Annotated in this window: 15 protein-coding genes and 1 pseudogene; 6 read left to right on the top strand and 10 right to left on the bottom strand. The window is 44.8% G+C overall.

The window, feature by feature from the left end; all coding sequences use genetic code 11:
* Window positions 1-3: 3 nt before the first annotated feature.
* A complete protein-coding gene (locus DWW10_RS22175; RefSeq protein ID WP_118421129.1) occupies window positions 4-1,074 on the bottom strand; it encodes a sensor histidine kinase in 1,071 nt (356 codons plus the stop codon).
* A 92-nt stretch (window positions 1,075-1,166) separates the two neighbouring features.
* On the opposite strand from DWW10_RS22175, the gene DWW10_RS22170 reads away from it, so the two are divergent.
* Together DWW10_RS22170 and DWW10_RS22165 are read left to right on the top strand one after the other, a co-directional pair.
* Window positions 1,167-2,075, top strand: a complete 909-nt coding sequence (locus DWW10_RS22170) for a DUF6268 family outer membrane beta-barrel protein (protein ID WP_118421128.1) — start codon at window positions 1,167-1,169, stop codon at window positions 2,073-2,075.
* A pseudogene (locus DWW10_RS22165) lies at window positions 2,063-2,164 on the top strand (nucleotidyltransferase domain-containing protein); the annotation flags it as partial. The gene DWW10_RS22170 and the pseudogene DWW10_RS22165, both read left to right, overlap by 13 nt.
* Here DWW10_RS22165 and DWW10_RS22160 read toward each other — a convergent pair.
* The 9 genes from DWW10_RS22160 to uxuA form a co-directional block, all read right to left on the bottom strand.
* The gene (locus DWW10_RS22160; protein ID WP_118421127.1) at window positions 2,165-3,271 is read right to left on the bottom strand and encodes an AAA family ATPase; all 1,107 of its coding nucleotides are present in this window, start codon (window positions 3,269-3,271) and stop codon (window positions 2,165-2,167) included.
* A gap of 1 nt (window position 3,272) precedes the next feature.
* Entirely contained in the window at window positions 3,273-3,974 is a 702-nt protein-coding gene (locus DWW10_RS22155; protein ID WP_022393210.1) for an RNA ligase family protein, read from the bottom strand.
* Between the two features lie 35 nt (window positions 3,975-4,009).
* Complete coding sequence (gene prfH / locus DWW10_RS22150; protein WP_118421126.1) at window positions 4,010-4,627, bottom strand: peptide chain release factor H; 618 nt, start codon at window positions 4,625-4,627, stop codon at window positions 4,010-4,012.
* A 6-nt stretch (window positions 4,628-4,633) separates the two neighbouring features.
* Window positions 4,634-6,031 carry an RtcB family protein gene (locus DWW10_RS22145; RefSeq protein ID WP_118421125.1) on the bottom strand — a complete coding sequence of 466 codons (1,398 nt, stop codon included), beginning with the start codon at window positions 6,029-6,031 and terminating at the stop codon, window positions 4,634-4,636.
* A 520-nt stretch (window positions 6,032-6,551) separates the two neighbouring features.
* Window positions 6,552-7,820 carry a Gfo/Idh/MocA family protein gene (locus tag DWW10_RS22140; RefSeq protein WP_118421124.1) on the bottom strand — a complete coding sequence of 423 codons (1,269 nt, stop codon included), beginning with the start codon at window positions 7,818-7,820 and terminating at the stop codon, window positions 6,552-6,554.
* A gap of 73 nt (window positions 7,821-7,893) precedes the next feature.
* Window positions 7,894-8,304, bottom strand: a complete 411-nt coding sequence (locus DWW10_RS22135; protein WP_118421123.1) for a type II toxin-antitoxin system VapC family toxin — start codon at window positions 8,302-8,304, stop codon at window positions 7,894-7,896.
* Window position 8,305: 1 nt separating this feature from the next.
* Window positions 8,306-8,557 carry a hypothetical protein gene (locus tag DWW10_RS22130; protein ID WP_118421122.1) on the bottom strand — a complete coding sequence of 84 codons (252 nt, stop codon included), beginning with the start codon at window positions 8,555-8,557 and terminating at the stop codon, window positions 8,306-8,308.
* A gap of 221 nt (window positions 8,558-8,778) precedes the next feature.
* Window positions 8,779-9,594 (bottom strand): SDR family oxidoreductase, encoded by an 816-nt coding sequence (locus DWW10_RS22125; protein ID WP_007215389.1) that lies wholly within the window; start codon window positions 9,592-9,594, stop codon window positions 8,779-8,781.
* 29 nt (window positions 9,595-9,623) lie between these two features.
* Entirely contained in the window at window positions 9,624-10,787 is a 1,164-nt protein-coding gene (gene uxuA, locus DWW10_RS22120) for a mannonate dehydratase (protein ID WP_022394071.1), read from the bottom strand.
* Window positions 10,788-10,857: 70 nt separating this feature from the next.
* Here uxuA and DWW10_RS22115 point away from each other — a divergent pair, with 70 nt between their 5' ends.
* The 4 genes from DWW10_RS22115 (at window position 10,858) to DWW10_RS22100 (ending at window position 14,098) form a co-directional block, all read left to right on the top strand.
* A complete protein-coding gene (locus DWW10_RS22115) occupies window positions 10,858-11,829 on the top strand; it encodes an AraC family transcriptional regulator (protein WP_022394072.1) in 972 nt (323 codons plus the stop codon).
* A gap of 108 nt (window positions 11,830-11,937) precedes the next feature.
* On the top strand, window positions 11,938-12,270 hold the full coding sequence (locus DWW10_RS22110) for a hypothetical protein (RefSeq protein ID WP_118421121.1): 333 nt from the start codon (window positions 11,938-11,940) through the stop codon (window positions 12,268-12,270).
* Window positions 12,267-12,905, top strand: coding sequence for a nucleotidyl transferase AbiEii/AbiGii toxin family protein (locus DWW10_RS22105; protein WP_118421120.1), 639 nt, complete (start codon window positions 12,267-12,269; stop codon window positions 12,903-12,905). The genes DWW10_RS22110 and DWW10_RS22105 overlap by 4 nt, the downstream gene beginning before the upstream one ends.
* 794 nt (window positions 12,906-13,699) lie before the next feature.
* Window positions 13,700-14,098: a hypothetical protein gene (locus tag DWW10_RS22100; protein ID WP_118487365.1), complete on the top strand. Its 399-nt coding sequence runs from the start codon at window positions 13,700-13,702 to the stop codon at window positions 14,096-14,098.
* Window positions 14,099-14,115 lie beyond the last annotated feature (17 nt).

Raw genomic sequence — 14,115 nt, 5'->3', positions numbered from 1 at the left:
CTTTTATATTTCAATGCTAAGTGAGGTTTGATAATAGGTATCTGTTTGGTTGACGGACAACTGGTACTTCTTGTGAAACAGGATGTCCAGTCGTTTGACTGTATTGGTTAGTCCCAGTCCGGTGCCTGGTCGTTGCAGATGCGGGGAGCTGGTGTTGCCGACTTCAAGAAGGATATGATGGGCATTCTGTTTGAACCGTATCTGTACCTGTCCTTTCTCCGTGGGTGTGTGCGATGCATGTTTAAAGGCATTTTCTATGAATGTCAGTAATAACAGAGGCGGGAATCCGATGTTGCCGTCTTCTACTTCCCATTCGGTGCTTACGGTCAGTTTGTCTTCCCAGCGAATGTTTTCTATTGCTATGTAGTTTTGCAGGAATTCTATCTCCTGTTCCAGGCTGATAAACTCTTTCTGACCGTTATACAGCTGGTAGCGCAGGATATCGGAATATTTCTCTAAAAGGGAAGAAGCTAAAGGCACATTATCCTGCATCAGGATGTTGATGTGATTCAACACATTGAACATGAAGTGAGGGGTGATTTGCTGCCGTAATGTCTGGAAGAGGAATTGAGATTTCTCTTTTTCTAATTGCAGGTTTTCTGAATAAAAGCACAGGCCGCAGAAGGCGAGATTGATAACCAATGTACCTGGTAGCAAGAGGATAGAGTTGAAAAGAAGGTTCTCTTCTCCCTCTATGAAGATGTTGGATACAGGAAATATACCTGTTTGTTCAAGATACTGGAAGAGGACGAAGTAGGAGGCTACCAGTGTACTTGTAGGGACGCAAAGTACTATAAACAATATCCAGAAAGGCTTCATTTGCTTGGTGCGTATCGCTTTTTTCAGCAGATGGTTGCATAGATATTGGTTCACCAGCATATAACTGCCGCTTATGCAGATGGTGAGAAGCGTTGCTTCGCATATACTGGTCGACATATTGAGGAATTGTATCCAGAAAGTGCCGGCAATGAGTAGCCAGAAGATAGTAGAGAGCTGCCGCGATTTGAAAGTCAGATGTTTCTTCATGTTGCAAAGATAAGGGATAAAGTGGTTGCTGCTTATCTGTTTCGTCATAAGCAGACCGGGGGTTGGTCAAAAAGATTTCCTCGTTCGCATTGATATTGACAATCTTTGTGGTATACAAATCATTAAAAGAAGAAACAAAAATGAAATGGATATCTATTGCAACAGTCTTATTACTACTGGTTTCTGTGGAAAGCACTGCACAGATCACTATTAAAACAGAGTATTTCGGTACATCGGCTTATCGGGATGAGCACAATCAAAAAGTGGGTAACAGTAAAGGTTCCGCCATGGTCTATCACGGAAGTGCCAATCTGCCTTTGTCGATGAAAAAGAACGAAAGTAATCAGCCTACGATATGGGGGATCGGGCTTTCGGGCGATTATGCGTCTCTGAATAATAAGAATATTGCAGAATCTCTTGTGTTGTCCGAGATTCTGAATTTGCAGATGTCGCTTTTCCATGTGCGGCCTTTGAGTGAGAAATGGTCGATGATGGCAAGCGTCGGTGTCGGCGTGTATACGGATGATACACGGTTTTCGCATTTACGTTTTCGGAATGTATTGGGAAGTGCGGGGTTGGTCTTTGTCAGGCGTATACTCCCTAATCTGGAACTGGGGGCGGGTTTGGCATTGAACAATGCTTTCGGTTATCCTATGGCGTTTCCCGCATTATACGTAAACTGGAATTATGGGCATAAACTGACTTGCAGCTTTTCGGCTTTGGATGGAGTTAACCTTGCGGTTGGGTATAATGTGGACAAAGCGTTCAGCATCAGTTTCATTACGGAAATGGGTGGGCAGATGGCTTTGACAGAGTTGAATGGTGATGATAAAATTTTTACGCATCAGTACATTGTGGTAGGTTTCCGTCCTGAATTCAAGGTTTCCAAGCACATTTCTTTGCCTGTTACGGTGGGGATAAATGCGGTACGCAATGCTTATTATGATGGCAGAAGCTTGTCAGCGTTCTTTAAGGCGATGGGGAGGGAATATGATCCTTGTTTCCAGATAGCGCCGTATTTCTCGGTAAGTATTGTATTACAGAAGTAGTGCATCGTATTGCTCCTGATGCGAAGACTATTCTTTATGGGTCCGAAGCTCGGGGAGATGCACAGGTAGATTCGGATATAGACTTACTCTCAGACAGCATACACCACCTCATGTGCCTCCCCCAGTTGCGGAACTTCCAGCTTCCCGAGCATTGTATCCAGTACCGCTTCCGGAACCATAAATTCCCGTTCACGATTTTGTTTCCTCCATACCTCATACGGCTTTTCGATATAAACAATCTTCACTTTAGCCCCGTAAGTGAGGAATAAATCAATCAGTTGCGAGCGCATCTGTTTTGAAGTATTGGTTGCATTCCACACAAAACCTTGCTCTTTACGCAGATAGCTGCGAGCTTCTTCCTTGGCTTCCTGCACCACCCTGCCATTGGCAGCCTTATCCGTAGGGCTAACTTTGTACTTTCGCCGGATAGCATCGAGGCTTATCACAGGAACATCCTGCTGCAATGTATGGATATAATGATCTTTTCCCATCCCTGGTAAACCGGATAATAAGATAACTTCACACCGGAAATTATCATGTGGAATGTAATCTATATACCCATCTTCGACATGAAAGTACTGAAAGCGGGCATGATCCGTTGCAAAGCTTCGTGCCTTTCCCCAGCAATCCTGTTCACGGCAAAGCATTTCGAACAACTCGGCAGCCTCTATCAGTGCAGGCTTATCTTTGCAGATACGTCCCTGAATATCCGCCATTGCAAGCATTTTCAGTAAACGTGTATCCACTCTGAGAGATGCTTCACACAGCTTCTTCACAGGATTCTCCCGCTCCATAATCCAAACCGGCAAACCATGATGACGCACCAGCGCAGCAATGGTCTCCCGGATATGAAATGGAGTAGGAATATCCCTGTAAAGGATCGTGCGTGCCGTATATTCTCCACGCCTGCTATGTCCCTTGGAAGTGATAATGCCACCTCCTTCATCTACCGAAGTAGAGCGCTTCTCCACATCATGCAGTAAAGCGGCTGCCCACAATATTTCCTGTTCCTGTGCAGGCAAAGCCCGATATTCCGGCTGTTGCTGCAATGCCTCCAGTACCATGCGGGTATGTACGGCCACACTACCTTCTTCGTGATGCAAATAGTGCTGCATCACGAAGTTCATATCTTGTACCCACCGGAACTGTTGTTCCAGTGAGTCCCAATTCTTATTATCTGTCAGTTTCCAATTCATTTTATTCCTCCTTTCCTATTTCCCAGATGAGGCGGGTACGCTTCCAGTTGCGTGTCCAGTGCTCATCGGTCTTCACATGCCCCTTGCGTACGTACTTGAATACGTTGCGGGCAAATTCACTTACAGGATATTCACCTATATTACGGGTGACTACCCCTTCACGGGTACAATCTGCGCCTGTTTGCGGATCGCGTGTTCCGAACACACCCGGCTCTTGTGCCAGACTAACGACCTGTTGCTGCAACGCTTCCCGCGTCAATCCTTCTACCGTTTCCACTCGTAATTCGGGCACCGTAGGCAAGTCGAACAGAGCGGCATAGAATTTCACTTCCTCCCACGATAGCCACTGATCCAGACAGCGCACGGCAAACACATAGAAGTGCGTTTCCAGTTTGCGATACTCTATCGAATGTATGGCATACAGGTTTTCACCGAATATCTCGATGTCCCCCAAGTCGTTTTTCATGAGTTCCCAACGCTCGCGCAGTTCCCTGGTCCACGGTGAGGTGGTGGGTGCTGCATGCGAGCGGGCAAATACACCGTGGCGGCTCAGACAATTATTTTCTCCGTCCAGCTTTTCGGTGTGTATCAGGGTTTCTATCTGTTGAATGTCTTCCCAATACGTATGGTTGATGCGGTCGTCACTGGTCGTTCCGGGAGAAAACGGATAATGATACGTGCGACCATATTTTTCTGATAACATAAGTTGCTCCTTTCTTTTTAAATCATTCATCTACTTTAAATCAGCGGCTCCTGGATCACTTTCACCGGATTGCCACGTTGCAGGCAGTTGTGATTACTCCAGTTGGCCTGTGCTTGAATCATGGCTTGCTCTATGCTCCATGATGCCAGTTTCAACAGCAGGCGTTCGGTGGCCAGTTTCTTGTTTTGCCATTGCGAGCGTTGGTCGGAAGCTACCACGCTCATTCCGGTAGGAATATGGACGGCACGGACGGCAGACTCCGTCTTGTTCACGTGCTGACCGCCCGGACCGGATGCCCGCAAGGTCTCATAACGGATCTCTGCTTCCGTAGCCTCCTGGCTTTCGGAGAGCGTGAAGGTCTGCACACCGACAAACCAGTTCTTCCGTTTATGATAAATGCGGTACGGACTTTTGGCAATCCACTGCACGCTGCCTTCCCAGTCCTCAATCAGCGCATGATAATCTCCGCCTTGCAGAGAGATGACGGCTGAGAGCAGGGTACGGTTGAGAGGTCCCGTTTCGCGTTCCACGATTTTTGTTTTCACTCCTTTGGCGGCGGCTTGTTTCAGAATCTTTTCCAGTACCAGTGCCACTACGCGGCAACATTCGGCAGGGCCGCGTCCGGAGGTTATTTGCATATATACTTTCTCCATAGCCTCTTACTCTTTATTCATCCTTACAATGCGCGGCATGAATTTGCCCTGCACTTCTACCAATCTCTCTTGGGGTTGCATCACCCGGTCGATGTTCTTGTAGGCTAATGGCATCTCTTCGATGCTGCCCCCAATCAGTGTGACCCCGGCCTGCGAGAGAAATTTCTTCATGGCCGACTGGGTGAAACTCTCCTTTGCCTTCTGGCGCGACATGGCCCGTCCGGCACCGTGCGAAGCGGAACATAACGACTCTTCCACACCCCGACCTGCTACCAGATAACCGGGAGTTGCCATGCTTCCGGGGATAAGTCCCGGTTGCCCAGCCTGTGCAGGAGTAGCCCCTTTGCGATGCACGATGGCGGTGCGTCCGGGTGCAATTTCCTCTTTCCAGGCGAAGTTGTGATGATTGTTCACGTTCGCCATTGGCTTCATTCCCAGAGCTTTCGAGAGGTTCAGGTGGATTTGTTCGTGACAGGCACGGGCATAGTCGCCTGCCAGGTTCATGCTCATCCAGTATTCCTGTCCTTCTTCCGAGTTCAAATCGAGCCAAGCAAAATGCTGTGCTTCACGTGGCAGTTTGCAGACTTCACGGGCTATCCGGCTGTAATGCATGGCAATAGCTGCTCCCAGTCCGCGCGAACCGGAATGTGACAGCAATGCCATATAATTGCCTTCGGGCAGTCCCAGTACATTTTCTCCTTGCAGAAGAAGCTCTCCGAACTCTACGAAATGATTTCCACCGCCGGAACTGCCCAACTGACGAATGGCCTTTCCGCGTAAGTCCCTCAGAAGAGGTGTCAACCGGAATTCTTCCCGTTCTGTCACTTCATGCTCCTGTGCAAAGGTCAGGCCGCCCTCCATGCCGAAGTGGGTATAGTTTTTCAGTGCCTCTTTTATCTGATGCGAGTATCTTTTCAGATAATCCGCTTTGGCATCGAACACCGTCAGGCTCATCCGGCAACCGATATCCACCCCTACAGCATAGGGGATGACGGCATTGTCCGTGGCGAGTACACCGCCGATGGGCAGACCGTATCCTGCATGTGCATCGGGCATCAGTGCCCCGGCTACGCTGACGGGGAGCCTCATGGCCAGGTTCATCTGCTGTTTGGCGAGGGTTTCTATGAACTTGCCGCCATAGGTTTTATAGGGCAACGGCTCGTCGAGCAAGTCGTATGCTGTGAACTTCTTTTCGATGAGGGTGGGGGACAGGCGTTCGGCCAGTTTGCCCCATGTCTCATTCTCTTTATAAGTATCGGGATTTTCCAGCACATCACTTAGTGTCTTGATAATCTGTTCTTTGCTTTGGTGCTTGCAATGTTTGCCGACGATGGCTACTGCCAGACTGCGTGCTACATTGTCTCTATATCCCAGCTTACTTAAATCTTTTAATCGTATTCCCATATTTTCTTTTTTTCATGTGTATGCATACGGCATGGGCTGCCCGCCTCGCGACGGGGCAGTGCAATATGCGTTTTGTACCCAATGCATGAGGGATGATGATAGATACAACACTATCTGTCCACTGCATTGAAGTGAATAATAATAAAATTATAAATGTGATTGTAGGACTAATCAAGAAAATTGCAAAGCCCCATCATCCCGATGAGTCAACTTAGTCCTGGCTGAGATATTATAGTTCCAACATAAATTAGTCCCTTTCTTTTAGTTTTAAAGGGGTGAATACTGTGTTTAACGGCGGCAAAAGTAATGCATCTTTTTAAAGTATGCAAGGAAAAAGAACGTTTTTTTGCAGACGTAAACAGTTTGGGGCTTTTTACAATATCAATTCTTGAAGTCCATGTGAGGTCGTCCGGACTGAACAGGTCAATCGTCTTTATCCCACCATTCCCGGCATTCGTCGGATATGGGAGTAGCGGGTATTTCTTTGTATCATTATTAGACTGATCCCTGTATCACAAGATTAGTTTTTTGCAACACAGGGAAAAGTCTCCCATGCGCCCCGTGTGAAGTCGGGTATTTCTACCGGGCGACTACCATTCAATACCGATTGTTCACTAAGCTCGGTGATGCACGACCATTCGGCTGCATCGTAGACGTCCATATCCAAGGGAAACCCGTGGTGCAGGCAGTAGATGAGGCGGTAATCCATGATATAGTTCATCTCGTTCGGAGCACCTTTGCGGGCTCCTTCTTTACCGATGGTAGCTGTAAAAGGATGTTGATAGCGTTGCAAGAGTTCTTCGGTGGTTGCGTTGGCTGTCTCTCCGCTACGCACATCTTCCAGACTGATTGTGGCTACCGGATATTTCTGTGCAAACCCTCGCGTGCCGCAGATGGTGTGCGAACGGCTGTAAGGGCGTGGATGAACGGTGCAGTATTGCAGTTGGATGGTCTTTCCCTTGACGGTATGGATGAGGGTGGTGTTCATGTCTCCCAACAGGTAAGCCTGTTGTGCTTCGGGGGAGTCCTTGCCGAAAGTGCGGCGGGCATATTCCGTCATTCCCGCCTGATGGGTGGACATGGATACAAGGTAATTCAAACGGTCGCCTCGGTGGATATTCAGGATCTGGCATACGGGGCCTAAACCGTGAGTGGGATAGGGGTTTCCGGTGTGTTCCATGCAGTAAGCCTTGTTCCAGTGGTTATGGAAACCGCCTTGGTTTTCATCGCTGAAGTACATGGAGCGCAGGTCGTGTATATAAGCACCTTCCACATGCATGATTTCACCGAACAGGCCTTGTCTTGCCATGTTTAGCGTGGTCAGGGCAAAGGCATCATAGCAACAGTTTTCCAGCATGATGCAGTGGCGGCGGGTACGTTCGGCGGTATCTACCAGTTGCCAGCACTCGGCTATGGTCATGGCGGCGGGCACTTCGATGGCAACATGCTTGCCTTGCTCCATAGCGTAGGTGGCCATAGGGGTATGCGTCAGCCAGTCCGTACATATAATGATGAGATCGATATCAGGGTTGCAACACATTTGTTGCCAGCCGTTTTCTCCAGCATAACCGATTGCAGCGGGATGTCCGCCTTTTGTCAGTAGGGCCTGTCCTTTTGCCAAGTTTCCGGGGCGTATCTCACACAAAGCTTTGATCTCTACGTGTTCTATGAGCATATAACGCTCCAACGTGAGTAATCCGCGATTGCCTAAGCCTATGAGTCCGATGCGTACAACGGGAATAGGAGGATGAGCCAGGCCCAGGACATGAGTAGGAGGTTCGTTTTTCATTGAAATAGTGTATAGGTTAAATTGAAATTGCTACAAAGGATGAGTCCACTTATTGAGTGACTCTAAAGTCTTATTAAATGGTAGTCCAATTCTCTATTTGAATATTTTCTATTCTATTGAGGTGCTTTACATTTTCTGTAACCATTATACAATCAATAGCCACAGCTGTAGAACCGATTAAAAGATCTAAGTCATCGATTAAACTTCCTGTCTTTCTTAATATTGCTTTTTGGTGAGCATATTCGGATAAAGCCAATCCTATGGGAATAATTTCAATATCAGCACAGAATGAAAGTACTTCTTTTTTGTTTTCCTCTATTTTACTACTACATTCGGCCCCATATAAAAGTTCGGCAACAGTCATTTCTGAGATACAACAATTGTCCCATCCCACTTTTTGAAGTTGTTCACGCATGCCTTTCCTTCCCCTTAGGATATAGACACAAATATTGCTGTCGAGCAAATACTTAGGCGTTTTATTCATTTTAATCGAAATTCAAGGGAGTTTTAATACTATTTCGTCCTGCATATATATCCTCTATGATAGCTTCGGCACTTCTTTCATCTTCCCATTTTCCAAGATGTTTCTCTATCATCTCGTTAGTTCTATTTCTGCTGGTGTTTTTACCGGCAATAACAGAAGCTGTTAACCGAGTCGCTAACCGCAATTTTATATCATCATTCAGGGACTTTAGCATTTCCCAATAAGTATCGGTCAATTTTAGTGTATTGTCCATAATCGTTTGCTTTTTAATGTAACAAAGATAAAGGTTTATCTCCAATATACAACAAACTCAATACAAAATAGTTATCTTAATCGACTTCAAGTGTTATGTCGTCGGTATGTTTTCTATTTGTTACTTTGGTGTGTATTAAAGTTGAATTTATCAAATAAACAACAAAAGCTGTCTCAGAATTCTGAAACAGCTTTTGTATGAAAAAAATATGGTGTAGCTTCTTATACTCCGCTGAATGCACTAAATCCGCCATCTATCGGCAGCAATGCACCCGTCACGAAACTTGCCGCGTCGCTGCACAGGAATTGTACGGCGCCGTTCAGTTCGTTGATATCTCCAAAGCGTTTCATCGGAGTTTTGGCTAAAACTTTCTTGCTGCGGTCTGTCAGCGAACCGTCAGGATTGATAAGCACGGCACGGTTTTGGTCGCCGATGAAGAAACCCGGAGCGATAGCATTCACACGGATGCCGTCTCCGTACTTCAGTGCAAGTTCGCTTGCCAGCCATTGAGTGAAGTTAGCAACGGCTGTCTTAGCTGCCGAGTAACCCGGAACGCGGGTGATGGCGCTGTAAGCAGCCATGGAAGATACGTTTACGATGCAGCCTTTACCTTGCTTAGCCATCACTTTGCTGAATACCATAGAAGGATAAACGGTTCCGTTCATATTGAGGTTAGTCACTTTCTCCCAGCAGGTAACGTCCATGTCGAAGAAGTTCTGGTCGGGAGCCAGCGTAGCACCCGGCATATTGCCACCGGCAATATTGAGCAGGATGTCGATACGTCCCCATTTGGCAACGATGTCATCAGCCAATTTTTCAAGGCTGGCGATGTCCAATACATTACCTACGATGCCGATCACATCTTCACCGTAAGCTTTCAGTTCTTCTACACGTTTGTCCAGTTGTTCCTGACGGATGTCAACGGCTACTACCTTGGCGCCTTGCTCCATGAAACATTTGGCAATGCTGCCACCCAATACACCACCTGCACCGGTGATAACGGCTACTTTACCTGCAATACTGAATTGTTCGTTCATAATCTCCTTATTTAATTTTTAATTATTAATTATCCATTGTTTATCACTGCCATCATTCCTTCTACCTGTGCCAATGCCAGCATACGACCATGGAATGAATATCCGGGGTTATATCCTTTGTCTTCGTCACCCAGCATCATTCGTCCGTGGTCTACACGCATAGGCAGTCCCGGATTTTCTTTCTCAAAGATGCGGATGAGGTCAATCAGATGTCCGCGTCCGGTCAGGTGCGAGCTCTCTATAAAGTTGCCTCCGGGCATGGCGGCCGTGCTGCGCAGGTGGACAAAGTGAGTACGTTTAGCGAATTTCTTTGCCAATTCACGGGTATCGTTATGCTCGCCTGCACTGAGGGAGCCGGCGCAGAAGGTCAGTCCGTTATGCGGGTTATCCACTGCATTCAGGAACCAGGCGATGTCTGCTTCGTTGGTGACAATACGCGGTAAACCTAATACCTGGAACGGAGGATCATCGGGATGCACACACATATTCACACCATATTCTTCGCAGACGGGCATGATGGCGGAAAGGAAATAACGCATGTTTTCGCGTAGCATATCACGGTCGATACCTTTATAGAGTGCCAACAGCTTCTTGAAGATGTTCACCGGATTCTTATCTCCTTCTTTGATATTTCCGTTGACGAAGCCTTGCGTCTTTACGATGATTGTGTCGATGAGATCATCCTTTTCTGCTTCGGTAATGGTCTTGTCCAGTTCTGCAACCTTTGCCAGTTCTTCGGCGGAGTAGTCCTTTTCGGCTCCTTCGCGTCCGAGGATTCGAAGGTCGAAGTAAGCGAAGCGAACACGGTCGAAGTAGAGTGACGAAGTGCCGTCTGCCCAAGGATGTTGCAAATCCGTGCGTATCCAGTCGATAACGGGCATAAAGTTATAGCATACGGTTTTCACACCGCACTTGCCCAGGTTTGCCAGACTGACTTTATAGTTTTCGATCAACTGCTCTCGTTCCGGTCCGGCATACTTGATCGCCTCGCAAACAGGCAGGCTTTCTACTACAGACCAGCGCAGGCCGTAAGACTCAATGTAGGTCTTCAGATCGTTGATAGCCTCTTCGGTCCATATTTCACCATTGGGCACATCGTGCAAGGCAGTCACAATTCCTTCCACGCCGATTTGCCGCAGCATGTCGAGCGTGATCTTGTCTTTCTTGCCAAACCATCTCCAGGTTTTTTCCATAACATTTATATATTAATAGTTTAACTGATTATTGACTGCAAATATACGTGCAAAAATAATGCAGCGATAAATGGATATTTGCAGAATATATGCGGATTTTTGCATGTATGCGGTAGCATTTCTATTGTCTTTCCTTATCTTTGTGTGTGAATTAAACTTTGCAGAATATATGCGCCGACCGATTATAAATGAAAAGTTGCCTATATCGGAGTCGAATCCGATCAAGGCTCGGCATTACGATTATGATCGTTTCACTTATCCGTGGCATTTCCACAGTCAGTATGAAATCATTTACGTAAAGGAGAGTCATGGCCTATGCTTTGTGGGCGACTGCATTGAGAAGTTCTCTGCGGGTGATGTGATTCTGTTCGGTACTAATCTGCCCCATTACATGCGGAGTAATGATATTTATGGTTCGGAGAACGTCACTTCACGCGTGCAAGGGACTATCATTCAGTTTGAGCAGAATTTTATGCAGTATTCCTTTGATTATTATCCTCAGTTTCTGCAAATCAAAATGCTGTTGGAGGAATCGAAGAGAGGTATCATCTTTCCGAAACAGGATGCAACCCGGGTAGGGGAGTTGCTTTCCGGCTTTCTTTCATTAAGTGGTTTTCACCAGATAAGTGGATTGCTGGATTTGTTGCAGGAGCTGGCAGTCAGTCCGCAAAGAAAGACACTGGCAAGTCTGCATTATTACGAAAAGTTTCCTACGCTGGGGAACAAGCGGATTGATAAAATCATTTCCTTTATAAACAATAACTACACCCGTAACCTCAAATTGAATGAAATTGCCGGAATGGCGAGCATGAACTCCAGCGCCTTCTGTCGTTACTTTAAGGAGAATACAGGGAAGACGCTTTTGCAGTATGTGATGGAAATGCGTGTGGGATATGCTTGTAAGTTATTAGCATTGGGAGAAATGGATATTTCGCAGATAGCTGTGGAATGCGGCTTCGATTCAATCACTCATTTCAATCGCACGTTTAAGCAATTGGTTAATCTGACGCCGACGCAGTATAGGAGTAATATTATGAAATAAGAGGGAATGTTTTTGAAATTATTCTGCTTGCAATGAAACATTCTTTATTGTGATTTGCTTCAAATTAAGAATAATCACTAATTTTGTGTTATTCTAAAACAGAGAGTTATGTCAAGCGATGTGGTAAAACAAGAATTATTGGCGAAATTGAAGCAAGAACATTGCTTTTGGTCGTACAATGAAAACTCAATCAAGGATATTCCAGACGATATACTGATTGAGAAAACCTTGTTACATCTTGATTTAGAGGAAATCAACCAACTTTTTCTGATTTACCCTTTTAAGAAGATAAAGGAGGTTTGGTTGAAGTACCTTGTTCCTCAAAAGGAATACCTTTACACGCTGAATCGCTTCTTTGCTTGGTACTATTTCAAAGCAAAGAGGCCTGATGCCTATATCAAATCTATGGCAACTCGTCATTTTAATAAGACGTTCGCATGAAAGGTTTAGCTCTTCATACCCGGCAAGTCTTTGAAGCTGTTTCCCAATTAGACTGTATCAAACCTTATCTTTTGGTGGGTGGTACTGCTTTGTCTTTACAAATCGGTACTCGTCAGAGTGAAGACTTAGACTTTATGAAGTGGCGAATTTCCAAGGCAGAAAAAATGGAAGTGACTTGGCATCAGATAGAAAAAGAACTTGCTACAGTGGGTGATATTCAACATCAGGATATATTGGATATAGATCATGTAGAGTTCTTAGTATCCGGAGTAAAATTCTCCTTTTATGCCTGTCCTAAATATGCTCCTGTCAGCAAACCAGTGGATTATTTGAATAATTTGCGATTGGCTGATGTAAAATCCATTGGGGTTATGAAAATGGAAGTAATGTTGCGTAGAAGTAACTTTCGTGACTATTATGACATCTATTCCATCTTAAAGTCTGGTGTACTTATCAGTGATTTAATATCTTTAGCCCTGTCTTACTCCGGACATAAATTGAAATCCAAGAATTTGCTTGCTATGCTTACTAATGGCTCTCGTTTCACAAGGGATGCTCATTTTGAGCAGCTTGAGCCTGTGTATGCTGTAACTGCTCAAGAGATAGAAGAATATATAAAGTCCTGCCTAATATAGTTCGCTATAAGATCGCACGTAATTCTTTTATGAACTTCATTTTGTCTATTCTGAAATAATTCTGCTTGCAATGAAACATTCTTTATTGTGATTTGCTTCAAATTAAAAATAATGTTTACTGATTCCGGCAGATAATCGTTGCCTTTTGTCAATAGCAGATTTATGTATTATTAACGGGAATACTGCCAAGATGAGTGTCATGCCTCGAATGTCTTGTGATTGTGAATTTCTGATATCTTTTGCCTGCGGTTAGCGAGGCAAATGCCATACTTTATTCTCCTCTATGCCACATCTTAGTCCTCTGAATGCCACATGTTTAAACTGTTGAAGTGTGGCATTGGAGACGACGGAGTGTGGCATTACAGTTGTACAAGTGTGGGCTCACGCTTATATAAGTGTAAGCCCACGCTTATATAACCGTGAGCTATCGGAGCCTGCTGTGTTGAGGGAATAAAAAAACGGGGAAGCAATTGCTTCTCCGTTCCTATATGCCGTGAAATGTAGCTTAATGCAAAGTTGAATAAAGATTATCTATAAAAGGATGATACAAAGATACGATATTGAGAAGGCGATGTCAAGTGTTTCGCTAATTATTTCCGGTTTGCATATTTGTTTTTTAGCTTCTTGTATTCTTCTCCTGCCATTACATATAACATTTACTCTTTGTTAGGACAGTTGGACTTAGATATGCTTCTATTGAAATCCCAAAACTTGGAACTTACAGATATACCTCTATTTTTCTGGTAAGAGGAACATCTATTTTTAGAATGTTGTATCTTTGCAAAAAACGGTGTATGAAAGATGTACTTAAAATATCAATCTTACTAATTCTTGCACTTAGCAAGGGGGCTTTATTTGCACAGACGAATAGATATCTCAATTTAAATAGAGACACGTTAGATATAAAATTTGTAAAAGATACATTGGTAACAAGTACAATCCAAGATACCCTTGCTACTATACCTGCTGTTAAAGATTCAATAACTGCAAAACAAGATGAAATTAATGACTCTGCATTGTATTATCGGCTAATCTTACACTACCGAGACAGTGTGAATCACAATCTTAAAAGAATATACAATAAAGATGCCTTTAAATTTAAGGATGATTATTTTCGAGAAAAAATGAGAGAACTGTGGATAGGAGATGTTTTAAGAGATATATTTTTTCTGATTCTCCGCAAACACACCTAATATTTTTAGTATATTAG

Origin of the sequence: Bacteroides intestinalis, from assembly GCF_003464595.1 — a bacterium.
Lineage (GTDB): Bacteria > Bacteroidota > Bacteroidia > Bacteroidales > Bacteroidaceae > Bacteroides > Bacteroides intestinalis_A.
The sequence above is the reverse complement of the archived record's forward strand: the minus strand, read 5'-3'. Positions and strand labels throughout refer to the sequence as shown.

Coding starts and splice junctions, on each gene's coding strand:
- prfH (WP_118421126.1), bottom strand. CDS start 4,627: ATGGAGAAAGTATATATGCAAATAACCTCCGGACGCGGCCCTGCCGAA.
- DWW10_RS22175 (WP_118421129.1), bottom strand. CDS start 1,074: ATGACGAAACAGATAAGCAGCAACCACTTTATCCCTTATCTTTGCAAC.
- DWW10_RS22130 (WP_118421122.1), bottom strand. CDS start 8,557: ATGGACAATACACTAAAATTGACCGATACTTATTGGGAAATGCTAAAG.
- uxuA (WP_022394071.1), bottom strand. CDS start 10,787: ATGGAAAAAACCTGGAGATGGTTTGGCAAGAAAGACAAGATCACGCTC.
- DWW10_RS22135 (WP_118421123.1), bottom strand. CDS start 8,304: ATGAATAAAACGCCTAAGTATTTGCTCGACAGCAATATTTGTGTCTAT.
- DWW10_RS22115 (WP_022394072.1), top strand. CDS start 10,858: ATGGATATTTGCAGAATATATGCGGATTTTTGCATGTATGCGGTAGCA.
- DWW10_RS22170 (WP_118421128.1), top strand. CDS start 1,167: ATGAAATGGATATCTATTGCAACAGTCTTATTACTACTGGTTTCTGTG.
- DWW10_RS22140 (WP_118421124.1), bottom strand. CDS start 7,820: ATGAAAAACGAACCTCCTACTCATGTCCTGGGCCTGGCTCATCCTCCT.
- DWW10_RS22100 (WP_118487365.1), top strand. CDS start 13,700: ATGAAAGATGTACTTAAAATATCAATCTTACTAATTCTTGCACTTAGC.
- DWW10_RS22105 (WP_118421120.1), top strand. CDS start 12,267: ATGAAAGGTTTAGCTCTTCATACCCGGCAAGTCTTTGAAGCTGTTTCC.
- DWW10_RS22110 (WP_118421121.1), top strand. CDS start 11,938: ATGTCAAGCGATGTGGTAAAACAAGAATTATTGGCGAAATTGAAGCAA.
- DWW10_RS22160 (WP_118421127.1), bottom strand. CDS start 3,271: ATGAATTGGAAACTGACAGATAATAAGAATTGGGACTCACTGGAACAA.
- DWW10_RS22125 (WP_007215389.1), bottom strand. CDS start 9,594: ATGAACGAACAATTCAGTATTGCAGGTAAAGTAGCCGTTATCACCGGT.
- DWW10_RS22155 (WP_022393210.1), bottom strand. CDS start 3,974: ATGTTATCAGAAAAATATGGTCGCACGTATCATTATCCGTTTTCTCCC.
- DWW10_RS22145 (WP_118421125.1), bottom strand. CDS start 6,031: ATGGGAATACGATTAAAAGATTTAAGTAAGCTGGGATATAGAGACAAT.